General features: G+C 68.7%; 13 protein-coding genes. 10 read left to right on the top strand and 3 right to left on the bottom strand.

The window, feature by feature from the left end; all coding sequences use genetic code 11:
* Positions 1–46: 46 nt before the first annotated feature.
* The gene (locus OIC96_RS05000) at positions 47–1,426 is read right to left on the bottom strand and encodes an L-serine ammonia-lyase (protein ID WP_330309086.1); all 1,380 of its coding nucleotides are present in this window, start codon (positions 1,424–1,426) and stop codon (positions 47–49) included.
* A 168-nt stretch (positions 1,427–1,594) separates the two neighbouring features.
* On the opposite strand from OIC96_RS05000, the gene OIC96_RS04995 reads away from it, so the two are divergent.
* The 3 genes from OIC96_RS04995 to OIC96_RS04985 all read left to right on the top strand — a co-directional run bounded on the left by OIC96_RS04995 (position 1,595) and on the right by OIC96_RS04985 (position 4,420).
* On the top strand, positions 1,595–1,957 hold the full coding sequence (locus OIC96_RS04995) for a bifunctional 3-phenylpropionate/cinnamic acid dioxygenase ferredoxin subunit (RefSeq protein WP_330309087.1): 363 nt from the start codon (positions 1,595–1,597) through the stop codon (positions 1,955–1,957).
* Positions 1,954–3,123: an NAD(P)/FAD-dependent oxidoreductase gene (locus OIC96_RS04990; RefSeq protein WP_330309088.1), complete on the top strand. Its 1,170-nt coding sequence runs from the start codon at positions 1,954–1,956 to the stop codon at positions 3,121–3,123. Before OIC96_RS04995 ends, OIC96_RS04990 begins: the two co-directional genes overlap by 4 nt.
* A gap of 166 nt (positions 3,124–3,289) precedes the next feature.
* On the top strand, positions 3,290–4,420 hold the full coding sequence (locus OIC96_RS04985) for an aromatic ring-hydroxylating oxygenase subunit alpha (RefSeq protein ID WP_330309089.1): 1,131 nt from the start codon (positions 3,290–3,292) through the stop codon (positions 4,418–4,420).
* A 1-nt stretch (position 4,421) separates the two neighbouring features.
* Here the strand turns inward: OIC96_RS04985 and OIC96_RS04980 are convergent, their stop codons facing one another.
* The gene (locus OIC96_RS04980; RefSeq protein WP_330309090.1) at positions 4,422–5,219 is read right to left on the bottom strand and encodes an IclR family transcriptional regulator; all 798 of its coding nucleotides are present in this window, start codon (positions 5,217–5,219) and stop codon (positions 4,422–4,424) included.
* Between the two features lie 151 nt (positions 5,220–5,370).
* Between OIC96_RS04980 and betA the strand changes: the two genes are divergently transcribed.
* Both betA and OIC96_RS04970 read left to right on the top strand, forming a co-directional pair.
* Positions 5,371–7,038 (top strand): choline dehydrogenase, encoded by a 1,668-nt coding sequence (gene betA / locus OIC96_RS04975; protein WP_330309091.1) that lies wholly within the window; start codon positions 5,371–5,373, stop codon positions 7,036–7,038.
* A gap of 3 nt (positions 7,039–7,041) precedes the next feature.
* Positions 7,042–7,878 (top strand): 5,10-methylenetetrahydrofolate reductase, encoded by an 837-nt coding sequence (locus OIC96_RS04970; protein WP_330309092.1) that lies wholly within the window; start codon positions 7,042–7,044, stop codon positions 7,876–7,878.
* 302 nt (positions 7,879–8,180) lie between these two features.
* Here the strand turns inward: OIC96_RS04970 and purU are convergent, their stop codons facing one another.
* Entirely contained in the window at positions 8,181–9,053 is an 873-nt protein-coding gene (gene purU / locus OIC96_RS04965) for a formyltetrahydrofolate deformylase (RefSeq protein WP_330309093.1), read from the bottom strand.
* Positions 9,054–9,272: 219 nt separating this feature from the next.
* On the opposite strand from purU, the gene OIC96_RS04960 reads away from it, so the two are divergent.
* From OIC96_RS04960 to OIC96_RS04940, 5 genes are all read left to right on the top strand, one after another.
* Complete coding sequence (locus tag OIC96_RS04960; protein ID WP_330309094.1) at positions 9,273–10,742, top strand: aldehyde dehydrogenase family protein; 1,470 nt, start codon at positions 9,273–9,275, stop codon at positions 10,740–10,742.
* Between the two features lie 20 nt (positions 10,743–10,762).
* On the top strand, positions 10,763–11,851 hold the full coding sequence (locus OIC96_RS04955; RefSeq protein ID WP_327433749.1) for a quaternary amine ABC transporter ATP-binding protein: 1,089 nt from the start codon (positions 10,763–10,765) through the stop codon (positions 11,849–11,851).
* Positions 11,851–13,860: an ABC transporter permease gene (locus OIC96_RS04950; RefSeq protein ID WP_330309095.1), complete on the top strand. Its 2,010-nt coding sequence runs from the start codon at positions 11,851–11,853 to the stop codon at positions 13,858–13,860. The genes OIC96_RS04955 and OIC96_RS04950 overlap by 1 nt, the downstream gene beginning before the upstream one ends.
* Positions 13,861–13,873: 13 nt before the next feature.
* Positions 13,874–14,845, top strand: coding sequence for an ABC transporter substrate-binding protein (locus tag OIC96_RS04945; RefSeq protein WP_330309096.1), 972 nt, complete (start codon positions 13,874–13,876; stop codon positions 14,843–14,845).
* A 250-nt stretch (positions 14,846–15,095) separates the two neighbouring features.
* Complete coding sequence (locus tag OIC96_RS04940; protein ID WP_330309097.1) at positions 15,096–17,534, top strand: GcvT family protein; 2,439 nt, start codon at positions 15,096–15,098, stop codon at positions 17,532–17,534.
* The last annotated feature ends 35 nt before the right edge of the window (positions 17,535–17,569 follow it).

Raw genomic sequence — 17,569 nt, 5'->3', positions numbered from 1 at the left:
TGACGGGCGATGGCTTCGGTGGGCCGGGGGGGGGGCTCGGGGACTTTCAGCACTCGATGATGTTGACCGCCAGCCCGCCCCGAGCCGTCTCCTTGTACTTCACCTTCATATCGGCGCCGGTCTCGCGCATCGTCTTGATGACCTTGTCGAGCGAGACCACATGGGTGCCGTCGCCGCGCAGCGCCATCCGTGCCGCGTTGATCGCCTTGACGGAGGCGAGGGCGTTCCGCTCGATGCAGGGGATCTGGACCAGGCCTCCGACCGGGTCGCAGGTCAGCCCGAGATTGTGCTCCATGCCGATCTCCGCCGCGTTCTCGACCTGTTCCGGTGTGCCGCCGAGTGCCTCGGCGAGACCGGCGGCGGCCATGGAGCAGGCGGAGCCGACCTCGCCCTGGCAGCCGACCTCGGCGCCGGAGATCGACGCGTTCTCCTTGAACAGTGCACCCACCGCGCCGGCGGCGAGCAGAAAGCGGACGACGCCGTCCTCGTCGGCCCCGGGAACGAAGCGCGTGTAGTAGTGCAGCACCGCGGGCACGATCCCGGCCGCGCCGTTGGTGGGCGCGGTGACCACACGGCCGCCCGAGGCGTTCTCCTCGTTGACGGCCAGCGCGAAGAGGTTGACCCAGTCCAGGATGTGCAGCGGATCCACATCCTGGGAGTCGTCCTCGGCGAGGCTGCGCAGCAGTTGCGGGGCACGGCGTGGCACCCTCAGCCGCCCGGGCAGGGTGGTCTCGGTCCGGGAACAGCCGCGCTCCACGCACTGCTGCATCACCGCCCAGATCCGCAGCAGACCGGCGCGCACCTCGCTCTCGCTCCGCCGGGCCAGTTCGTTTGCGAGCATCACCCCGCTGATCGGCAGGCCGGTCTCGTAGGCGCGCAGCAGCAGTTCGGACGCGGAGCCGAAGGGGAGCGGTACGGGAGTGTCGTCGGGCTTGACGCGGTCGGCGCCCGTCGCGGTCTCGTCGACGACGAAGCCCCCGCCCACCGAGTAGTACGTGCGCGCCCTCAGCTCGCCGCCTTCGCCGTCCGTGGCGGTGAACCGCATGCCGTTGGGGTGGAACGGCAGCGCGCGGCGACGGTGCAGCACCAGGTGTTCGCGCTCGCGGAACTCCACCTCCCGGCGGCCCAGCAGCCGCAGCCGGCCGGTCGCATGGATCCGGTGCACCCGGTCGTCCACGGTGCCGGTGTCGACGGTTTCCGGATCCTCGCCTTCGAGGCCGAGGAGTACGGCCTTGCCGCTGCCGTGGCCGTGCCCGGTGGCGCCGAGCGATCCGAAGAGCTCTGCCCGGACCGAGGCGGTGCGGGGGAACAGGCCGTCCTCGTACAGTCCGGTGGCGAAGAGACGGGCGGCCTTCATTGGCCCCACGGTGTGGGAGCTGGACGGACCGATGCCCACCTTGAACAGGTCGAAGACGCTGATCGCCACGCCGGCTCCTTCATGCGATGTGTTGTTTATGGCGCAAAGCGTTGCGTAAAAAGCAACATTGAACAAGGGGTCGGCCTGTCCTCTGGATGCCTTGACAAGGGTTTGGGGCCGCCCTCAAACTGGCGTTGCGCTTACCGCAATCCGTTTCGCTATACGCACCGAGGTGTCATGATGATTCCCGCGTGCCTTCTCGTGGATCTGCCGCGAGGCGAGGCCTACCGGCTCGACATCGATCCGCCGGTTTCGGTGTTCCACACCGACGACGGCGAGGTCTTCGCCATCGATGACACCTGCACCCACCAGGACGCCTCGCTCGCCGACGGCTGGCTGGAGGGCTGTGAGGTGGAATGCCCGCTGCATGCTTCGAAGTTCGACCTCCGGACCGGAGCCGTCGACTCTCCGCCGGCCAAGCGCCCGGTCCGCACCCATGAGGTCATCGTCGCGGACGGCATGATCTACGTCCGGCCGTCCACGGAGGCCCCCAACCTGCCGCCGTGCGTCGCGTCCCGGCTCGCCGGAGGCGCCGCGTGAGGACAGTGGCCGTGGTGGGTGCCTCGCTGGCCGGACTGTCGGCGGCGCGCTCATTGCGGAAACAGGGGTACGACGGACGGCTCGTCATCATCGGCGACGAACCGCACCGCCCGTACGACAGGCCGCCGCTGTCCAAGGAGTTCCTGGCCGGCGGCATCGGCGAAGCCGATCTCGCGCTGGAGTCGGACGACGAGGACCTGCGAGCGGAGTGGCTGCTCGGCGCCCGTGCCACCGGGCTCGACACCGACGGCGCGGACCGTGTCGTCCGGCTCGCCGACGGCCGCGAGGTCCGGGCCGACGGCATCGTCATCGCGACCGGTGCGGTGGCGCGGACGCTGCCGGGCACCGACGGTCTGGCCGGGGTGCACACCCTGCGCACCCTCGACGACGCCCGCGCCCTGCGGGACGAACTGGCCCTGGGCGGGCGGCTGGTGGTGATCGGCGGCGGATTCATCGGTGCCGAGGTCGCCTCCACGGCGTACGCCCTGGGACTTGATGTGACGGTGGTCGAGGCGGCGCCCACGCCACTGGCCGGACCGCTCGGCGAGACCATGGGCGGGATCGTCTCCGCCCTCCACGCGGACCACGGCGTACGGCTGTTGTGCGGCGTGGGAGTCAAGGGGCTCAGCGGTGAGACCCGGGTCGACGCCGTCCTGCTGGACGACGGTCGCAGCATCCCCGCCGACATCGTCGTCGTCGGTGTGGGCGCGCGCCCGTGCGTCGAGTGGCTGGAGGGCTCCGGCGTCGTCCTCGACAACGGCGTCAAGTGCGGCGCGGACGGCCGCACCAGCCTGGCCGGTGTGGTCGCGGTCGGTGACTGCGCCTCCTGGTACGACCCGCACGCGGGGATCCACCGTCGCGTCGAGCACTGGACCGGTGCGCGGGAACGGCCCGACGCGGCCGTGGCCACGCTGCTGGCATGGGGTGCGACGGAACCGGGTGTGCCCCGGCCGCCGTACTTCTGGTCGGACCAGTACGGCGTGAAGATCCAGTTCGCCGGTCATTCGGCCGGTGCAGACAGTGTGACGGTCGAAGAAGGCGCCGCGGGCGACCGCAGCTTCCTGGCCGTCTACCGGCGTGCCGGGCAACCGGTCGCCGTGCTCGCGATGAACCAGCCGCGGCTGTTCATGCGCTGGCGCAAGCAGCTCTCCGCCGCGACATCTTGACACCGCCGACGCGGCATCTCATGCTGCGGTTGCGTATGGCACGCAGCGTTGCTCTATGCAAAACGCCCCATGTGAATCGCAAAATCGCTCCACCTAAAACGCCGTCCGGAGTCGCTCTTCCCGGCGCGTGAATGACCGATCCACGACGTTCTCCGAGGAGTGCACTGTGACCTCGACCAGCCTGCCGGACAGCCTGATCGCCACCCTGCCCGGCTCCTCCTACACGGATCCGGAGATCTTCGCCCAGGAGCAGGAGCGCATCTTCGAAACGATGTGGTTCTGCGCCGTGCGCTCCTCGGACCTGGCCAAGCCCGGCGCCTTCCGGACCGTCGAGGTGGGCCGCGAGAGCATCCTGATCACGCGCGCACGGGACAACTCCATACGCGCCTACTTCAACGTCTGCCGGCACCGCGGCGCCAAGCTCTGCACCGAGGAGGCCGGCGAGGTCAAACGCGCCTTCCAGTGCCCGTACCACGCCTGGACGTACGACCTGAACGGCAAGCTCGTCGCGGCGCCCAACCTCACGAAGATGCCCGACGTCGGCCGCACCGAGTTCGGCCTGGTGAGCGTGGCCGTCCGTGAATGGCTCGGCTACGTCTGGGTCTGCCTGGCGGAGAACCCGCCGTCCTTCGAGGAGGACGTCCTCAGTGAGGTCGTCACCCGTCTAGGCGACGTGGAGTCGCTGGAGCACTACGACGTCGACAACCTCTCGGTGGGCAAGCGCATCGTCTACGACGTCAAGGCGAACTGGAAGCTCATCATCGAGAACTTCATGGAGTGCTACCACTGCGCCACGATCCACCCCGAACTCACCGAGGTGCTCCCCGAGTTCGCCGACGGCTACGCCGCCCAGTACTACGTCGGCCACGGAGCCGAGTTCGGTGAGGAGGTCCAGGGCTTCACCGTCGACGGCTCCGAGGGTCTTGACCGCATACCCGGCGTGTCCGACGACCAGGACCGCCGCTACTACGCGATCACCATCAAGCCGCAGGTCTTCATCAACCTCGTCCCCGATCACGTGATCTTCCACCGGATGTACCCGGTGGCCGTCGACCGCACGATCGTCGAGTGCGACTGGCTCTACCTCCCGCACGTCGTCGAGAGCGGCAAGGACGTCAGCCGGTCCGTGGAGCTCTTCGACCGGGTCAACCGCCAGGACTTCGAGGCCTGCGAGCGTACGCAGCCCGGCATGAGCTCCCGGATGTACGCCAAGGGCGGGGTCCTCGTGCCCAGCGAGCACCACATCGGTGCCTTCCACGACTGGGTGAACGAGCGTCTGGGGACGCCACAGGGGTGACTCAGCCCAGGTAACCCATGCGGTGGCTGATCTCCTCCGCGCCCTTGACCAGCACCGGAGCCAGCTCGTGCATGCGCTCCTCGGTGAACCGGTACGAGGGTCCGGAGGCGCTCAGTGCCGCCATGACCTCTCCGTCCCGGTCGCGGACCGGTGCGGCCATGGCGTGCAGCCCTATCTCCAGCTCCTCCAGGGTCCAGGCGTAACCGCGCTCCCGGGCCTCGGCGAGGTTCTTCTCGAGCTTCACCTTGGAGGTCAGGGTCTGCGGAGTCAGCTTCTTCTGGCCGGCGTCGGCCAGCAGCGCGGCGCGCTCCTTGGCGGGCATGTGGGCCAGCAGGATCTTGCCGCTGGAGGTGGCGTGCAGCGGGGTCAGTTCGCCGACCCAGTTGTGCGCGGTGACGGCCCCCGGGCCGCGCACCTCGTAGAGGTTGATCGCGTACTGCTCCTGCATCACGGCGATGTTGACGGTCTCGCCGATCTCCTCGGCGAGGCGCTCGCAGACCTGGCGGCCCTGCTGGGTGATGTCGATGCGACCCGTGACCGCGCCCGCCAGGCGTACGATGCCGAAACCGAGGCGGTACTTGCCGCGCTCGCCCGCCTGCTCGACCAGACCGCGCGCCTCCAGGGCGCCGAGCAGCCGGAACGCGGTCGACTTGTGAACATCGATCTCGCCGGCCACCTCGCTGACGCCGGCCTCGCCGCGCTGGGCCAGGATCTCCAGCACGCTGATGGCGCGGTCGACGGACTGGACGCCGCCGGACTGCGAACCTGTCGTTTCAGTATCTGGACTGTAGTTGCTCACAGCGAAACTATACGCGCAGTAAACAACACCGTGGCAAGAAACAGCTCGGAAACGTAGACCTTTCAAGTTGCGTTCCTCGCAACCTAGTGCGTATAGCGATACTCGTACTAGCATGCCTCGCGTATCTACGGCGCGAGCGAGACGAGGCACCATGGCTCCCCTGCAATACGACTTCGTCATCGTCGGCGGTGGATCGGCCGGCAGCGCACTGGCGAACCGACTCTCCGCCGACCCGGGCAACCAGGTACTGGTCCTGGAGGCCGGCCGGCCCGACTACCCGTGGGATGTCTTCATCCACATGCCCGCGGCGCTGACCTATCCGATCGGCAGCCGGTTCTACGACTGGAAGTACGAGTCCGAACCCGAGCCCCACATGGGCGACCGGCGCATCTACCACGCGCGCGGCAAGGTACTGGGCGGCTCCAGCAGCATCAACGGCATGATCTTCCAGCGCGGCAACCCCATGGACTACGAGCGCTGGGCCGCCGACGCCGGCATGGAGTCCTGGGACTACGCGCACTGCCTGCCGTACTTCAAGCGCATGGAGAACTGTCTCGCGGCCGACCCCGACGACGAGTTCCGCGGCCACGAAGGCCCGCTCGTCCTCGAACGCGGCCCCGCCTCCAACCCGCTGTTCACCGCCTTCCTCAAGGCCGTCCAGGAGGCGGGCTACCCCCGCACCGACGACGTCAACGGCTACCAGCAGGAGGGCTTCGCCCCCTTCGACCGCAACGTCAGCCGGGGCCGCCGGCTGTCGGCCTCGAAGGCGTACCTGAAGCCCGTGAAGAAGCGGCCCAACCTCACCATCACCACCCGCGCCCTGGTCACCCGCGTCCTCTTCGAGGGCAAGAAGGCCGTAGGCGTCGAGTACCGGCGGCGCGGCAAGGTCCAGCAGGTGCGCGCCAAGGAGGTCATCCTCTGCGGCGGCGCGATCAACTCCCCGCAGCTGCTCCAGCTCTCCGGCGTCGGCAACGCCGAGGAACTGAGCGCGCTCGGCATCGACGTCGTCCACGACCTCCCGGGCGTCGGCGAGAACATGCAGGACCACCTGGAGGTGTACATCCAGTACGCCTGCAAGCAGCCCGTCTCCATGCAGCCGTACATGGCGAAGTGGCGTGCCCCCTTCATCGGCCTGCAATGGCTCTTCCGCAAGGGACCCGCCTCGACCAACCACTTCGAGGCCGGCGGCTTCGCCCGCAGCAACGAGGACGTGGACTACCCCAACCTGATGTTCCACTTCCTGCCGATCGCGGTCCGCTACGACGGCTCCTCGCCGTCCGGCGGCCACGGCTACCAGGTGCACGTCGGGCCCATGTACTCCGACGCCATCGGCTCGGTGAAGATCAAGAGCAAGGACCCGCAGGAGCACCCGGCGCTGCGCTTCAACTACCTGTCCACCGAGCAGGACCGCCGCGAGTGGGCCGAGTCCATCCGGGTCGCCCGCAAGCTCCTCAACCAGCCCGCGCTGGCCCCGTACAACGACGGGGAGATCTCGCCCGGCCCGTCCGTGGCGAGCGACGAGGAGATCCTCGACTGGGTCGCCAAGGAGGGCGAGACCGCCCTGCATCCCTCGTGCACCTGCAAGATGGGTACCGACGAGATGTCCGTCGTCGACCCCACGAGCATGCGTGTACACGGCGTGGAGGGGCTGCGTGTCGTCGACGCGTCGGTGATGCCCTACGTCACCAACGGCAACATCTACGCGCCGGTGATGATGATCGCCGAGAAGGCCGCCGACCTCATCCTCGGCAAGGAACCGCTGCCCGCCTCCAAGGCCGCGTACTACCGGTACCGCGACGCCCAGAAGCAGGCCGGGTAACCCTTGGGCGGCGAAGGTTTCCGGGCGCTGCTGTCGAGCGTCCGCTACGAGGTGCTGCCCGCGAAAGCGACCGAGGACAAGGTCCTCGCCCATGTGCCGCGCGACGTCGTCGTCACCGTGACGGCGTCGCCGGTCAAGGGCCTGGAACCGACCCTCGACCTCGTCGGCCGGCTGGCGGCGCACGGTTATCGCGTGGTCCCGCACCTGCCCGCGCGGCTGCTGCGGGACGACGCTCACCTGAAGGACGTCGTCGAGCGGCTACGGGAGGCGGGCGTCGACGACGTGTTCGTCCCGGCGGGCGACGCCGATCCGCCGGCCGGGGCTTACGACGGGGCTCTGCCGGTGCTGCGCAGGCTGAGCGAGCTGGGCGGCCCGTTCGCCCGCGTCGGCATCACCGGCTATCCCGAGAGCCACCCGCTCATCCACGACGACCTCACCATCCAGGCCATGTGGGACAAGCGCGCGCACGCCACGTACATCGTGAGCAACCTCTGCTTCGACCCGCGTGTGCTCGGTGACTGGGTCGGCCGGATACGGCGTCGCGATGTCATCCTGCCCGTCCATGTGGGCGTCGCGGGGCCCGTGCAGCGGGCGAAGCTGCTGTCCATGGCGACGAAGATCGGGGTGGGGGAGTCGACCCGCTTCCTGACCAAGCACGCCTCCTGGTTCCTGCGCTTCGCGACCCCCGGCGGCTACTCGCCCGACCGCCTGCTCGCCCGCAGCGCCGAGGCACTCAGCGCGCCCTCGGCGGGGGTGGCGGGCCTGCATGTGTTCACGTTCAATCAGGTCGCCGAGACCGAACGGTGGCGCTGCGCTGTGCTGGAGCGGTTGGGCGGCTGAGGGAGTCTCGCTCGTGCTGCTTGGCTGCAGTGGGCCTCGCTGGGGGCTGCGCCCCCAGACCCCCCTATCGGCCTGAACGGCCTCGTCCTCAAACGCCGGACGGGCTGGATGATGCCGGCCTGCGCCCGAGTGGTGCGGCCTGCGCCCAAGTGGTGCGGGCCGCGCCCAAGTAGTGCTGGCCTGCGCCCAAGTGGTGCGGGCCTGCGCCCTCAAGACATCCACGGGCTCCGGCCGGAGCCCGTATACAACGGCGGGGCGGGGCTGGAATCAATCCAGCCCCGCCCCGCGATCGTGCGCACCGCTCAGCGGAACACCACCGTGCGGTTGCCGTCCACCATCACGCGGCTCTCGCTGTGCCACTTCACCGCGTGCGCCAGCACCTGCGCCTCCACGTCCCGCCCGACCGTGACCAGTTCCTCGGAGTCGAGCGAGTGGTCCACCCGGACGACGTCCTGGTCGATGATCTGTCCCTCGTCCAGGTCCGGTGTCACATAGTGTGCCGTCGCGCCGACGAGCTTCACCCCGCGGTCGTACGCCTGCTGGTAGGGGCGGGCGCCCTTGAAGCTGGGGAGGAAGGAGTGGTGGATGTTGATGGCGTGCCCCTCCAGCTGCTTGCACAGGTCGTCGGAGAGGATCTGCATGTAGCGGGCCAGCACCACCAGGTCGATGTCCAGCTCGCGTACGAGCTCCAGCAGGCGGGCCTCGGCCTCGGCCTTGGTGTCCTTGGTCACCGGGATGTGGTGGAAGGGGACGCCGTAGGTCTCCGCCAGCCCCTCGAAGTCCCGGTGGTTGGAGACGATCGCGGGGATCTCGATGTTGAGGGCGCCGGTGCGCCGGCGGAAGAGCAGATCGTTGAGGCAGTGGCCGAACTTGGACACCATGATCAGCGTCCTGGTCGGAGTGGAGGCGTCCCGGAGGGTCCAGGAGATCCGGTAGGCCTCGGCGACGGGGCCGAATCGGTAACGCAGAGTTTTCAGATCGGCGTTTGGATCGGAAACGTCGAAGTGGACCCTCATGAAGAAACGGCCCTTGAGCCGGTCATCGAACTGCTGGCTCTCCAGGATGTTTCCGGAGTTCCTGACGAGAAAGCCGCTCACGGCGTGGACCAGTCCGGCGCTGTCCGGACACGAGAGAGTGAGGACGTACTCACGGCCAGGATGCGGTCGAGGGGACATGTGCAGCCTCCGTCGGTGCGTATTGCACAACATGGTGAGCGATACGCAACATGGTTGGGCTACGCGCGGCTTATGGTCAAGAGCGGCCACGCAACTGCCCGCATGGTGAAATCGTCATCCGCCAACCCCTTGACGTATGTCCGCACATTCGCCAGGGTGTTCCACCACAAGCAATACGGTGCACGATGCGCAACGAAATTCGCTCGAAGGGCTCCACGCGTGGAAGACCTGTATGTGGACGGAGAATGGCGCGATGCGGTGGCCGGAGGCCATCGCGAGATCCGCTGTCCCGCTGACGGCACACTTGCCGCGACCGTGTCCGAGGGGACGCGTCCCGACACCGAGGCCGCGATCGCCGCGGCCCGCCGGGCCTTCGACGAAGGACCCTGGCCGCGCACCCCCGAGCGGGAGCGCGGTGCGCTGCTGCTGCGCACCGCCGATCTCATCGAGCGTGACGCCAAGGAGTTCGCCCGCGCCGAATCGCTGGACACCGGCAAGCGGCTGGTGGAGAGCGAGTACGACATCGCCGACGTCGTCTCCTGCTTCCGCTACTACGGCGGGATCGGCGGCACCGATGCCGGCCGGGTGATCGACACCGGCCGCGACGACGCCGTTAGCCGCGTCGTCTACGAACCGGTCGGCGTGTGCGGGCTCATCACCCCCTGGAACTACCCGCTGCTCCAGGCGTCCTGGAAGGTCGCGCCCGCCCTGCTCGCGGGCAACACGATCGTCCTCAAGCCCAGCGAGCTCACCCCCTCCACCTCGATCCTGCTGATGCGGGCGCTGGAGGAGGCCGGGCTCCCGGCCGGCGCCGCCAATCTCGTCCTGGGCACGGGCCCCGAGGTGGGCGCACCGCTCTCCGAGGACCCGGCCGTCGACATGGTCTCCTTCACCGGGGGCCTGGAGACCGGCAAGCGCATCATGGCCACCGCTGCCGCGACCGTGAAGAAGGTGGCGCTGGAGCTGGGCGGCAAGAACCCCAATGTCATCTTCGCCGACGCCGATTTCGAGACGGCCGTGGACTTCGCTCTCACGGCCGTCTTTCTGCACTCGGGGCAGGTCTGCTCGGCCGGCGCCCGGCTGATCGTCGAGGACTCGCTGCACGACCGCTTCGTCGACGAGGTGGTGCGTCGCGCCCGGCAGATCCGGCTCGGCGGGCCCTTCGACCCCGAGGCCGAGACCGGTGCGCTGATCTCCGCACCGCACCGGGAGAAGGTCGAGGCGTATGTCGCGGCCGGGCTCGCCGAGGGCGCCGTACTGCGCTGCGGCGGCGAACGGCCGGGCGACCCCGCCCTCGCGGACGGCTACTACTACCCGCCGACCGTGCTCGACGCGTGCACGCAGGACATGCGGGTGGTGCACGAGGAGTCCTTCGGGCCCGTGCTGACCGTCGAGCGCTTCACCGACGAGGACGACGCCGTACGGATCGCCAACGACACCGAGTACGGACTCGCCGGCGCCGTCTGGACGCAGGACGCCGGCAAGGCCCAGCGGGTCGCCCGGCGGCTGCGCCACGGCACGGTGTGGATCAACGACTACCACCCCTACGTGCCGCAAGCGGAATGGGGTGGCTTCGGGCACTCGGGCGTGGGCAGGGAACTGGGACCGACCGGCCTGGACGAGTACCGAGAGCCCAAGCACATCTGGCAGAACATCCAACCCCGGCCGCAGCACTGGTTCCGCGGCTGAACGCCGAAAAGAGGTCGATCGTGACCCCAGCACAGACCGAGGTGCCGCAGCGGCGCGGCACGCCCCAGGACTCGGCACCCACCCCGGTCATATCCGTGCGCAACCTGTGGAAGGTGTTCGGGCCGAAGGCCGACCAGGTACCGGAATCCGAGGAGCTGTGCGGGCTCACCCGCCGCGAGCTGATGGACCGCACCGGATGCACCGCCGCCGTACGCGATGTGAACTTCGAGGTCTCGCCCGGCGAGGTCTTCGTCGTCATGGGCCTGTCCGGCTCCGGCAAGTCCACCCTGGTGCGATGTCTGACCCGGCTGATCGAACCCACCGCGGGTGAGATCGTCTTCGAGGGCGAGGACATCCGTGACGCCGACGACAAACGCCTGCGGGAACTGCGCCGCCGCAAGTTCTCCATGGTCTTCCAGCACTTCGGGCTGCTGCCGCACCGCAGGGTCGTCGACAACGTCTCCTTCGGCCTGGAGATACGCGGCATGAGCAAGGCCGAGCGCACCAAGCGAGCCCTGGAGGTCGTCGAACTGGTCGGACTCTCCGGCTACGAGAACTCCTACCCCGACCAGCTCTCCGGCGGTATGCAGCAGCGCGTCGGCCTCGCCAGGGCGCTGGCCGGCGATCCGGACGTGCTCCTCTTCGACGAACCCTTCTCGGCGCTCGACCCGCTGATCCGCCGTGACATGCAGAACGAGGTCATCCGGCTGCACCACGAGGTCGGCAAGACCATGGTGTTCATCACCCACGACCTCTCCGAGGCCCTCAAGCTGGGCGACCGCATCCTCATCATGCGCGACGGCAAGATGGTCCAGTGCGGCACCGGCGACGAACTGGTCGGCGCCCCCGCCGACGACTACGTACGGGAGTTCGTCAAGGACGTGCCGCGCGGCGACGTACTGACCCTGCGGTGGATCATGCGTCCGGCGGTGGACGGCGACGCCCTGGACGGTCCCGAGCTGGGCCCGGACGTCGTGGTGCGGGAAGCCACCCGGGCCGTACTGGCGGCGGACAAGCCGGTCAAGGTCGTCGAGAACGGCAAGCTGCTCGGCATCGTCGGCGACGAGGAGATCCTCGCGGTCGTCGCCGGGCAGGAAGGCGACATGTGATGACCGTCGCCCTGGAGAAGCCGGAGAACGCCGACACGGCGGAGCAGGCGGAGAAGACCGCGCCCGTCGTGGGCGTGCGCAAGGTCAGCCGCCGCATGATGGTGGCCGCGATCCTGGTCGTCTGGCTGCTGCTCTTCGCCGTGCTGCGCGGAAAGCAGACCCTGACGCTGGCGGCGGCGGACCTCACCGGTCTGCACCGCTGGTTCAACGACGTCAACGACTCGATCGGTGCCGACCGCAACTCCAACCCGCTGTTCCTGTACTTCTTCAACGAGATCCGTCTGGTCATCGACAACCTGGTGACCTTCATCCAGCACCTGATCTCCCAGCCGCCCCCCGGCCGTCCTCTGCCGCAGATCGGCTGGCTCGGCGTCGTCGGCATCGTCGGCTACATCTCCTGGGCCGTGGGCAACTGGCGGGTCGCCCTCCTGGCCGTGGCCGGGTTCACCTTCTTCGGGTTCCAGGGCCTGTGGCAGGAGAGCATGGACACGCTGGCGCTGACCCTCTCCGCGGTCTTCGTGGCGCTGCTGATCGGCATCCCGCTGGGCGTGTGGGCGGGACTGTCCGACCGGTTCAACCGGATCATGACGCCCTTCCTGGACTTCATGCAGACGATGCCGACCTTCGTCTACCTGGCCCCCCTGACGCTGTTCTTCCTCATCGGCCCGGCCTCCGCCACGATCGCCACCCTGATCTACGCGGCACCGCCGGCGATCCGCATCACCGCGCACGCCATCCGTTCCGTGCCGGAGACCACCGTCGAGGCGGCCGACTCGCTGGGCTCGACGCGGCGGCAGACGCTGCTGAAGGTCCTGCTGCCGATGTCCAAGCGGACCGTGGTGATGGGCGTCAACCAGACCATCATGGCCGCCCTGGCCATGGTGACCATCGCGGCCCTGATCGACGCGCCCGGCCTCGGAAAGACCGTCGTGCAGGCCCTGCAGTCGCTGGACGTCGGCACGGCGTTCAACGCGGGCCTGGCCATCGTCGTGATGGCCATCTTCCTCGACCGCGTCACGACCGCGGCGAGCGGACGGGCGGAGGCGGCCCGGCGCTCGGGGAACCGCTTCCTCAAGTGGCGACGGCAGCTGCTGGTGGCAGGCGGAGTGGCGGCGGCGGTGCTGGCGTATCTGTCGCACACCTACGTATGGGCGGCCGAGTTCCCCGGGGAGGGCAGCACCGGCAGCACCATCGCGAGCGCGGCGGACAACGTGACCACCTGGGCGCAGGACAATCTGTCGGGCGTCACGAACGCCTTCCGCGACGCCATCACCAACGGCCTTCTCAATCCGTTCCAGACGCTGCTGACCGACTCCCCGTGGTGGCTGGTCGGCGGGGCCCTGGTCGCGTTCGGCGCGGTGCTCGGCGGATGGCGCGCCGGGGTCACCACGGCCGTGTGCGTGGGACTGCTGGTCGGCACGGGCATGTGGTCGGACAGCATGACGACGCTGGCGTCGACCTTCGTGGCGACGGTGCTGGTGATGCTGCTCGGTGTCACCTTCGGGGTGTGGATGGGGCGCAGCCAGCTCGTGGACCGGCTGCTGCGGCCCACCCTGGACGCCGCGCAGGTCATGCCGCCGTTCGTCTATCTCGTGCCGTTCCTCGCGCTGTTCGGCGCGACACGCTTCACGGCGATCGTCGCCGCGGTCGTCTACGCGGTCCCGGTCGCCATCAAGATCGTCGCGGACGGGATCCGGGCCGTGCCCGAGACCACCGTCGAGGCGGCCACGGCTGCCGGGTGCAACACCTGGCAGATCATCACCAAGGTTCAACTGCCGATGTCACGCAGTGCCCTGACGCTCGCGACCAACCAGGGCCTGATCTACGTGCTGTCGATGGTTGTTGTGGGCGGCCTGGTAGGAGCGGGCGCCCTCGGCTACGACGTCGTGGCCGGATTCTCGCGGGGAGAGCTGTACGGCAAGGGGCTGGCGGCGGGGCTCGCCATCGTACTGCTCGGTGTCATGTTCGACCGGATCACTCAGGCAGCGGCGCGACGTACGAGCGCATAAGGGAGCACGGACCATGGCAACGCAAGCAAAAAAGTGGAGAGTCGGCGCGGCCGGCATAGCGGTCCTCGGCCTCACACTCACCGCCTGCGGCGGTGCGAAGGTCGGTGACAGCTCCGCCGGCTCGGACAGCAGCTCGGGCAAGTGCGGCACCTTCAACCTCGCGGTCAACCCGTGGGTGGGCTACGAGGCGGACGCGGCGGTCGTCGCGTATGTCGCGCAGCACGACCTCGGTTGTACGGTCAACAAGAAGGACCTGAAGGAGGAGATCGCCTGGCAGGGCTTCGGGACCGGCGAGGTCGACGCCGTCCTGGAGAACTGGGGTCACGACGATCTGAAGAAGAAGTACATCTCCGGGCAGAAGACCGCCGTCGAGGCCGGCCAGACCGGCAACAAAGGCATCATCGGCTGGTACGTACCGCCGTGGCTGGCGAAGGCGCACCCGGACATCACCGACTGGAAGAACCTGGACAAGTACGCGTCCAAGTTCAAGACCTCGGAGTCGGGCGGCAAGGGCCAGCTGCTCGACGGCGACCCGTCGTACGTCACCAACGACGAGGCGCTGGTGAAGAACCTGAAGCTGGACTTCAAGGTGGTGTACGCGGGCAGCGAGACCGCGCTCATCCAGGCCTACCGGAAGGCCGAGAAGAACAAGGAATGGGTGATCGGCTACTTCTACGAGCCGCAGTGGTTCCTGTCCGAGGTGCCGCTGGTCAAGGTCAATCTGCCGACGTACAAGACGGGCTGTGACGCGGATGCGGCGAAGGTCGCCTGCGACTATCCCGTGTACGACCTCGACAAGGTCGTCAGCGCGAAGTTCGCCAAGTCGGGCAGCCCGGCCTATGACCTGGTGAAGAAGTTCAACTGGACGAACGACGACCAGAACACCGTGGCCAAGTACATCGCGGTGGACAAGATGTCGGCCGACGCCGCGGCGAAGAAGTGGGTCGAGGCCAACCGCGACAAGGTCGACGCCTGGATCAAGTAGAACGCGAGGCGGCACCGTCTCCGGCCCCCGGGCCGGCGGCGGAGCCGTTGCCGCACGAGTGACCCGGAAACCCGCCGGAGGGGCCCGGCAGGCTGCGCTGGCAGCCTGCCGGGCCTCGTCGCGTTTCGGGCTGTTTTCCGACGTCACGGACCTCTTGACACTCATCCCCGCGACGGGCACATTGAGTTGCGCAACCTGAAGCATGTTGCGCACACAGCAACTGGATGGCTTTCAAGCCGGAGGTGCGGCGATGGCGGGACCCCGAGTGGTCATCATCGGAGCGGGCGTCGTGGGAGCGGCCCTCGCCGACGAGATTTCCGCGCGAGGCTGGACCGAAGTGACCGTGGTCGACCAGGGCCCGCTGCCCGCCACCGGGGGGTCGTCGTCGCACGCCCCGGGCCTGGTCTTCCAGACGAACTCCTCCAAGACCATGACCGAGTTGGCCCGCTACACCGTCGAGAAGTTCTGCTCCCTCGACGTCGACGGGCAGCCCTGCTTCCTCCAGGTCGGCGGCCTCGAGGTGGCGACCACCCCCGAGCGTGTCGCGGAACTGCACCGCCGCCACGGCTGGATCACCGCCTGGGGCATCGAGGCCCGGCTGCTGAGCGCCGAGGAGTGCGTCGAACAGCACCCGCTCGTGAACCCGGACAAGGTCCTCGGCGGCCTCCTGGTACCGACCGACGGCCTCGCCAAGGCCGTCCTCGCGGTCGAGGCCCAGATCCGCCGGGCCACCGAGCGCGGCGTACGCTTCCTCGCCCGCCACGAAGTCCTCGACGTGCGGCAGAGCGAGGGCCGGGTGACCGGCGTCCTCACCGACCAGGGCGAGATCCCCGCCGACATCGTCGTGTGCTGCGCCGGCATCTGGGGCCCGAAGATCGCCCGCATGGCCGGCATGAACCTCCCGCTCACCCCGCTCGGTCACCAACTGGCCTGGACCGGCCCGGTACCGGCGCTGGCGGGCCAGACCGAGGAGGCCGTGCGCCCGATCCTGCGCCACCAGGACGCCGACCTCTACTACCGCGACCGCTACGACACCCTGGGCATCGGCTACTACGGCCACCGCCCGATGCCGATCTCCGCGGACGACATCCTGTCCGTGGACGAGGCCAACGAGATGCCGTCGGTCCTGAAGTTCACCGAGGACGACTTCGAGGACGCCTGGAGCGAGACCCAGTCCCTGCTCCCCGCGACGAGGGAGGCCAAGGTCGAGGAGGGCATCAACGGCCTGTTCTCCTTCACCACCGACGGCCTGCCCCTGCTCGGCGAGTCCCCGGACGTCAAGGGCTTCTGGGTCGCCGAGGCCGTCTGGGTCACCCACTCCGCCGGAGTGGGCCGGGCCATGGCCGAATGGCTGGTCGACGGCTACTGCTCGTCCTTCGACCTGCACGAGTGCGACGTCAACCGCTTCGAACTGCACCAGCTCGCCCCGGAGTACGTCCTGGCCCGCGACTGCCAGAACTTCGTCGAGGTCTACGACATCCTGCACCCCCTCCAGCCGTCCGGGGACCCGCGCCCGATCCGCACCAGCCCCTTCCACGCCCGCCAGCAGGAGCTGGGCGCCTTCTTCCTGGAGGCGAACGGCTGGGAGCGCCCGCAGTGGTACGAGGCCAACGCGAGCTTGGTCGAAGGCCGTTCCATACCCACCCCGAACGACTGGGCCGCACGCTACTGGTCGCCCATCGTCGGCGCCGAGGCACAGGCCACCCGCGAGACCGTCGCGATGTACGACATGACGGCCCTCAAGCGCCTGGAGGTCGCCGGACCCGGGGCCGCCGCCTTCCTGGAGCGGCTGTCCACCGGCAAGATCGACAAGTCCGTCGGCTCCGTCACCTACACCCTCCTCCTGGACGAGGACGGCGGCATCCGCAGCGACGTCACCGTCGCCCGGCTGGCCCGCGACCTCTTCCAGGTCGGCGCCAACGGCAACCTGGACCTCGACTGGTTCACCCGCCACCTCCCCGCCGACGGCACGGTCCAGGTCCGTGACATCACGCCCGGCACCTGCTGTATCGGCCTGTGGGGCCCACTCGCCCGCAAGGTCCTCCAGCCCCTCACGGACGAGGACTTCTCGAACGACGGCCTGAAGTATTTCCGCGCCAAGCGCGCCCACATCGGCTCCGTCCCCGTCACCGCGATGCGCCTGTCGTACGTCGGTGAGCTCGGCTGGGAGCTGTACACCACCGCCGACCTGGGCCAGAAGCTGTGGGACACCCTGTGGCAGGCGGCCAAGCCGCTGGGCGGCATCATCGCCGGGCGCGGCGCCTTCAACAGCCTCCGCCTGGAGAAGGGTTACCGCTCCTTCGGCACCGACATGACCTACGAGCACGACCCCTACGAGGCCGGCGTCGGCTTCGCCGTCAAGCTCGACAAGGGCGACTTCCTCGGCAAGACGTCCCTTGAGCGCCGCAAGGCCGACGTACGACGCAAGCTCACCTGCCTCACCATCGACGACCCGCGGTCCGTCGTCATGGGCAAGGAGCCGGTGTACGACGGTGACCGCGCCGTCGGCTATGTCACCAGCGCGGCCTACGGCTACACGATCGGCAAGGGCATCGCCTACGCCTGGCTCCCGGCGGAACTCGCCACCCCCGGCACCACCGTGCACATCGGCTACTTCGACCAGCGCGTCGAGGCCGTCGTGGCCGAGGAGCCCCTGTTCGACCCGACCATGTCCCGCCTCCGTGGCTAGCACTCAGCGTCAGCTTCGAGAGAAGGAGCACCGCC

Origin of the sequence: Streptomyces sp. NBC_00775 (assembly GCF_036347135.1) — a bacterium.
Lineage (GTDB): Bacteria > Actinomycetota > Actinomycetes > Streptomycetales > Streptomycetaceae > Streptomyces > Streptomyces lutosisoli.
This window is presented reverse-complemented; position numbering and strand designations above follow the sequence as displayed.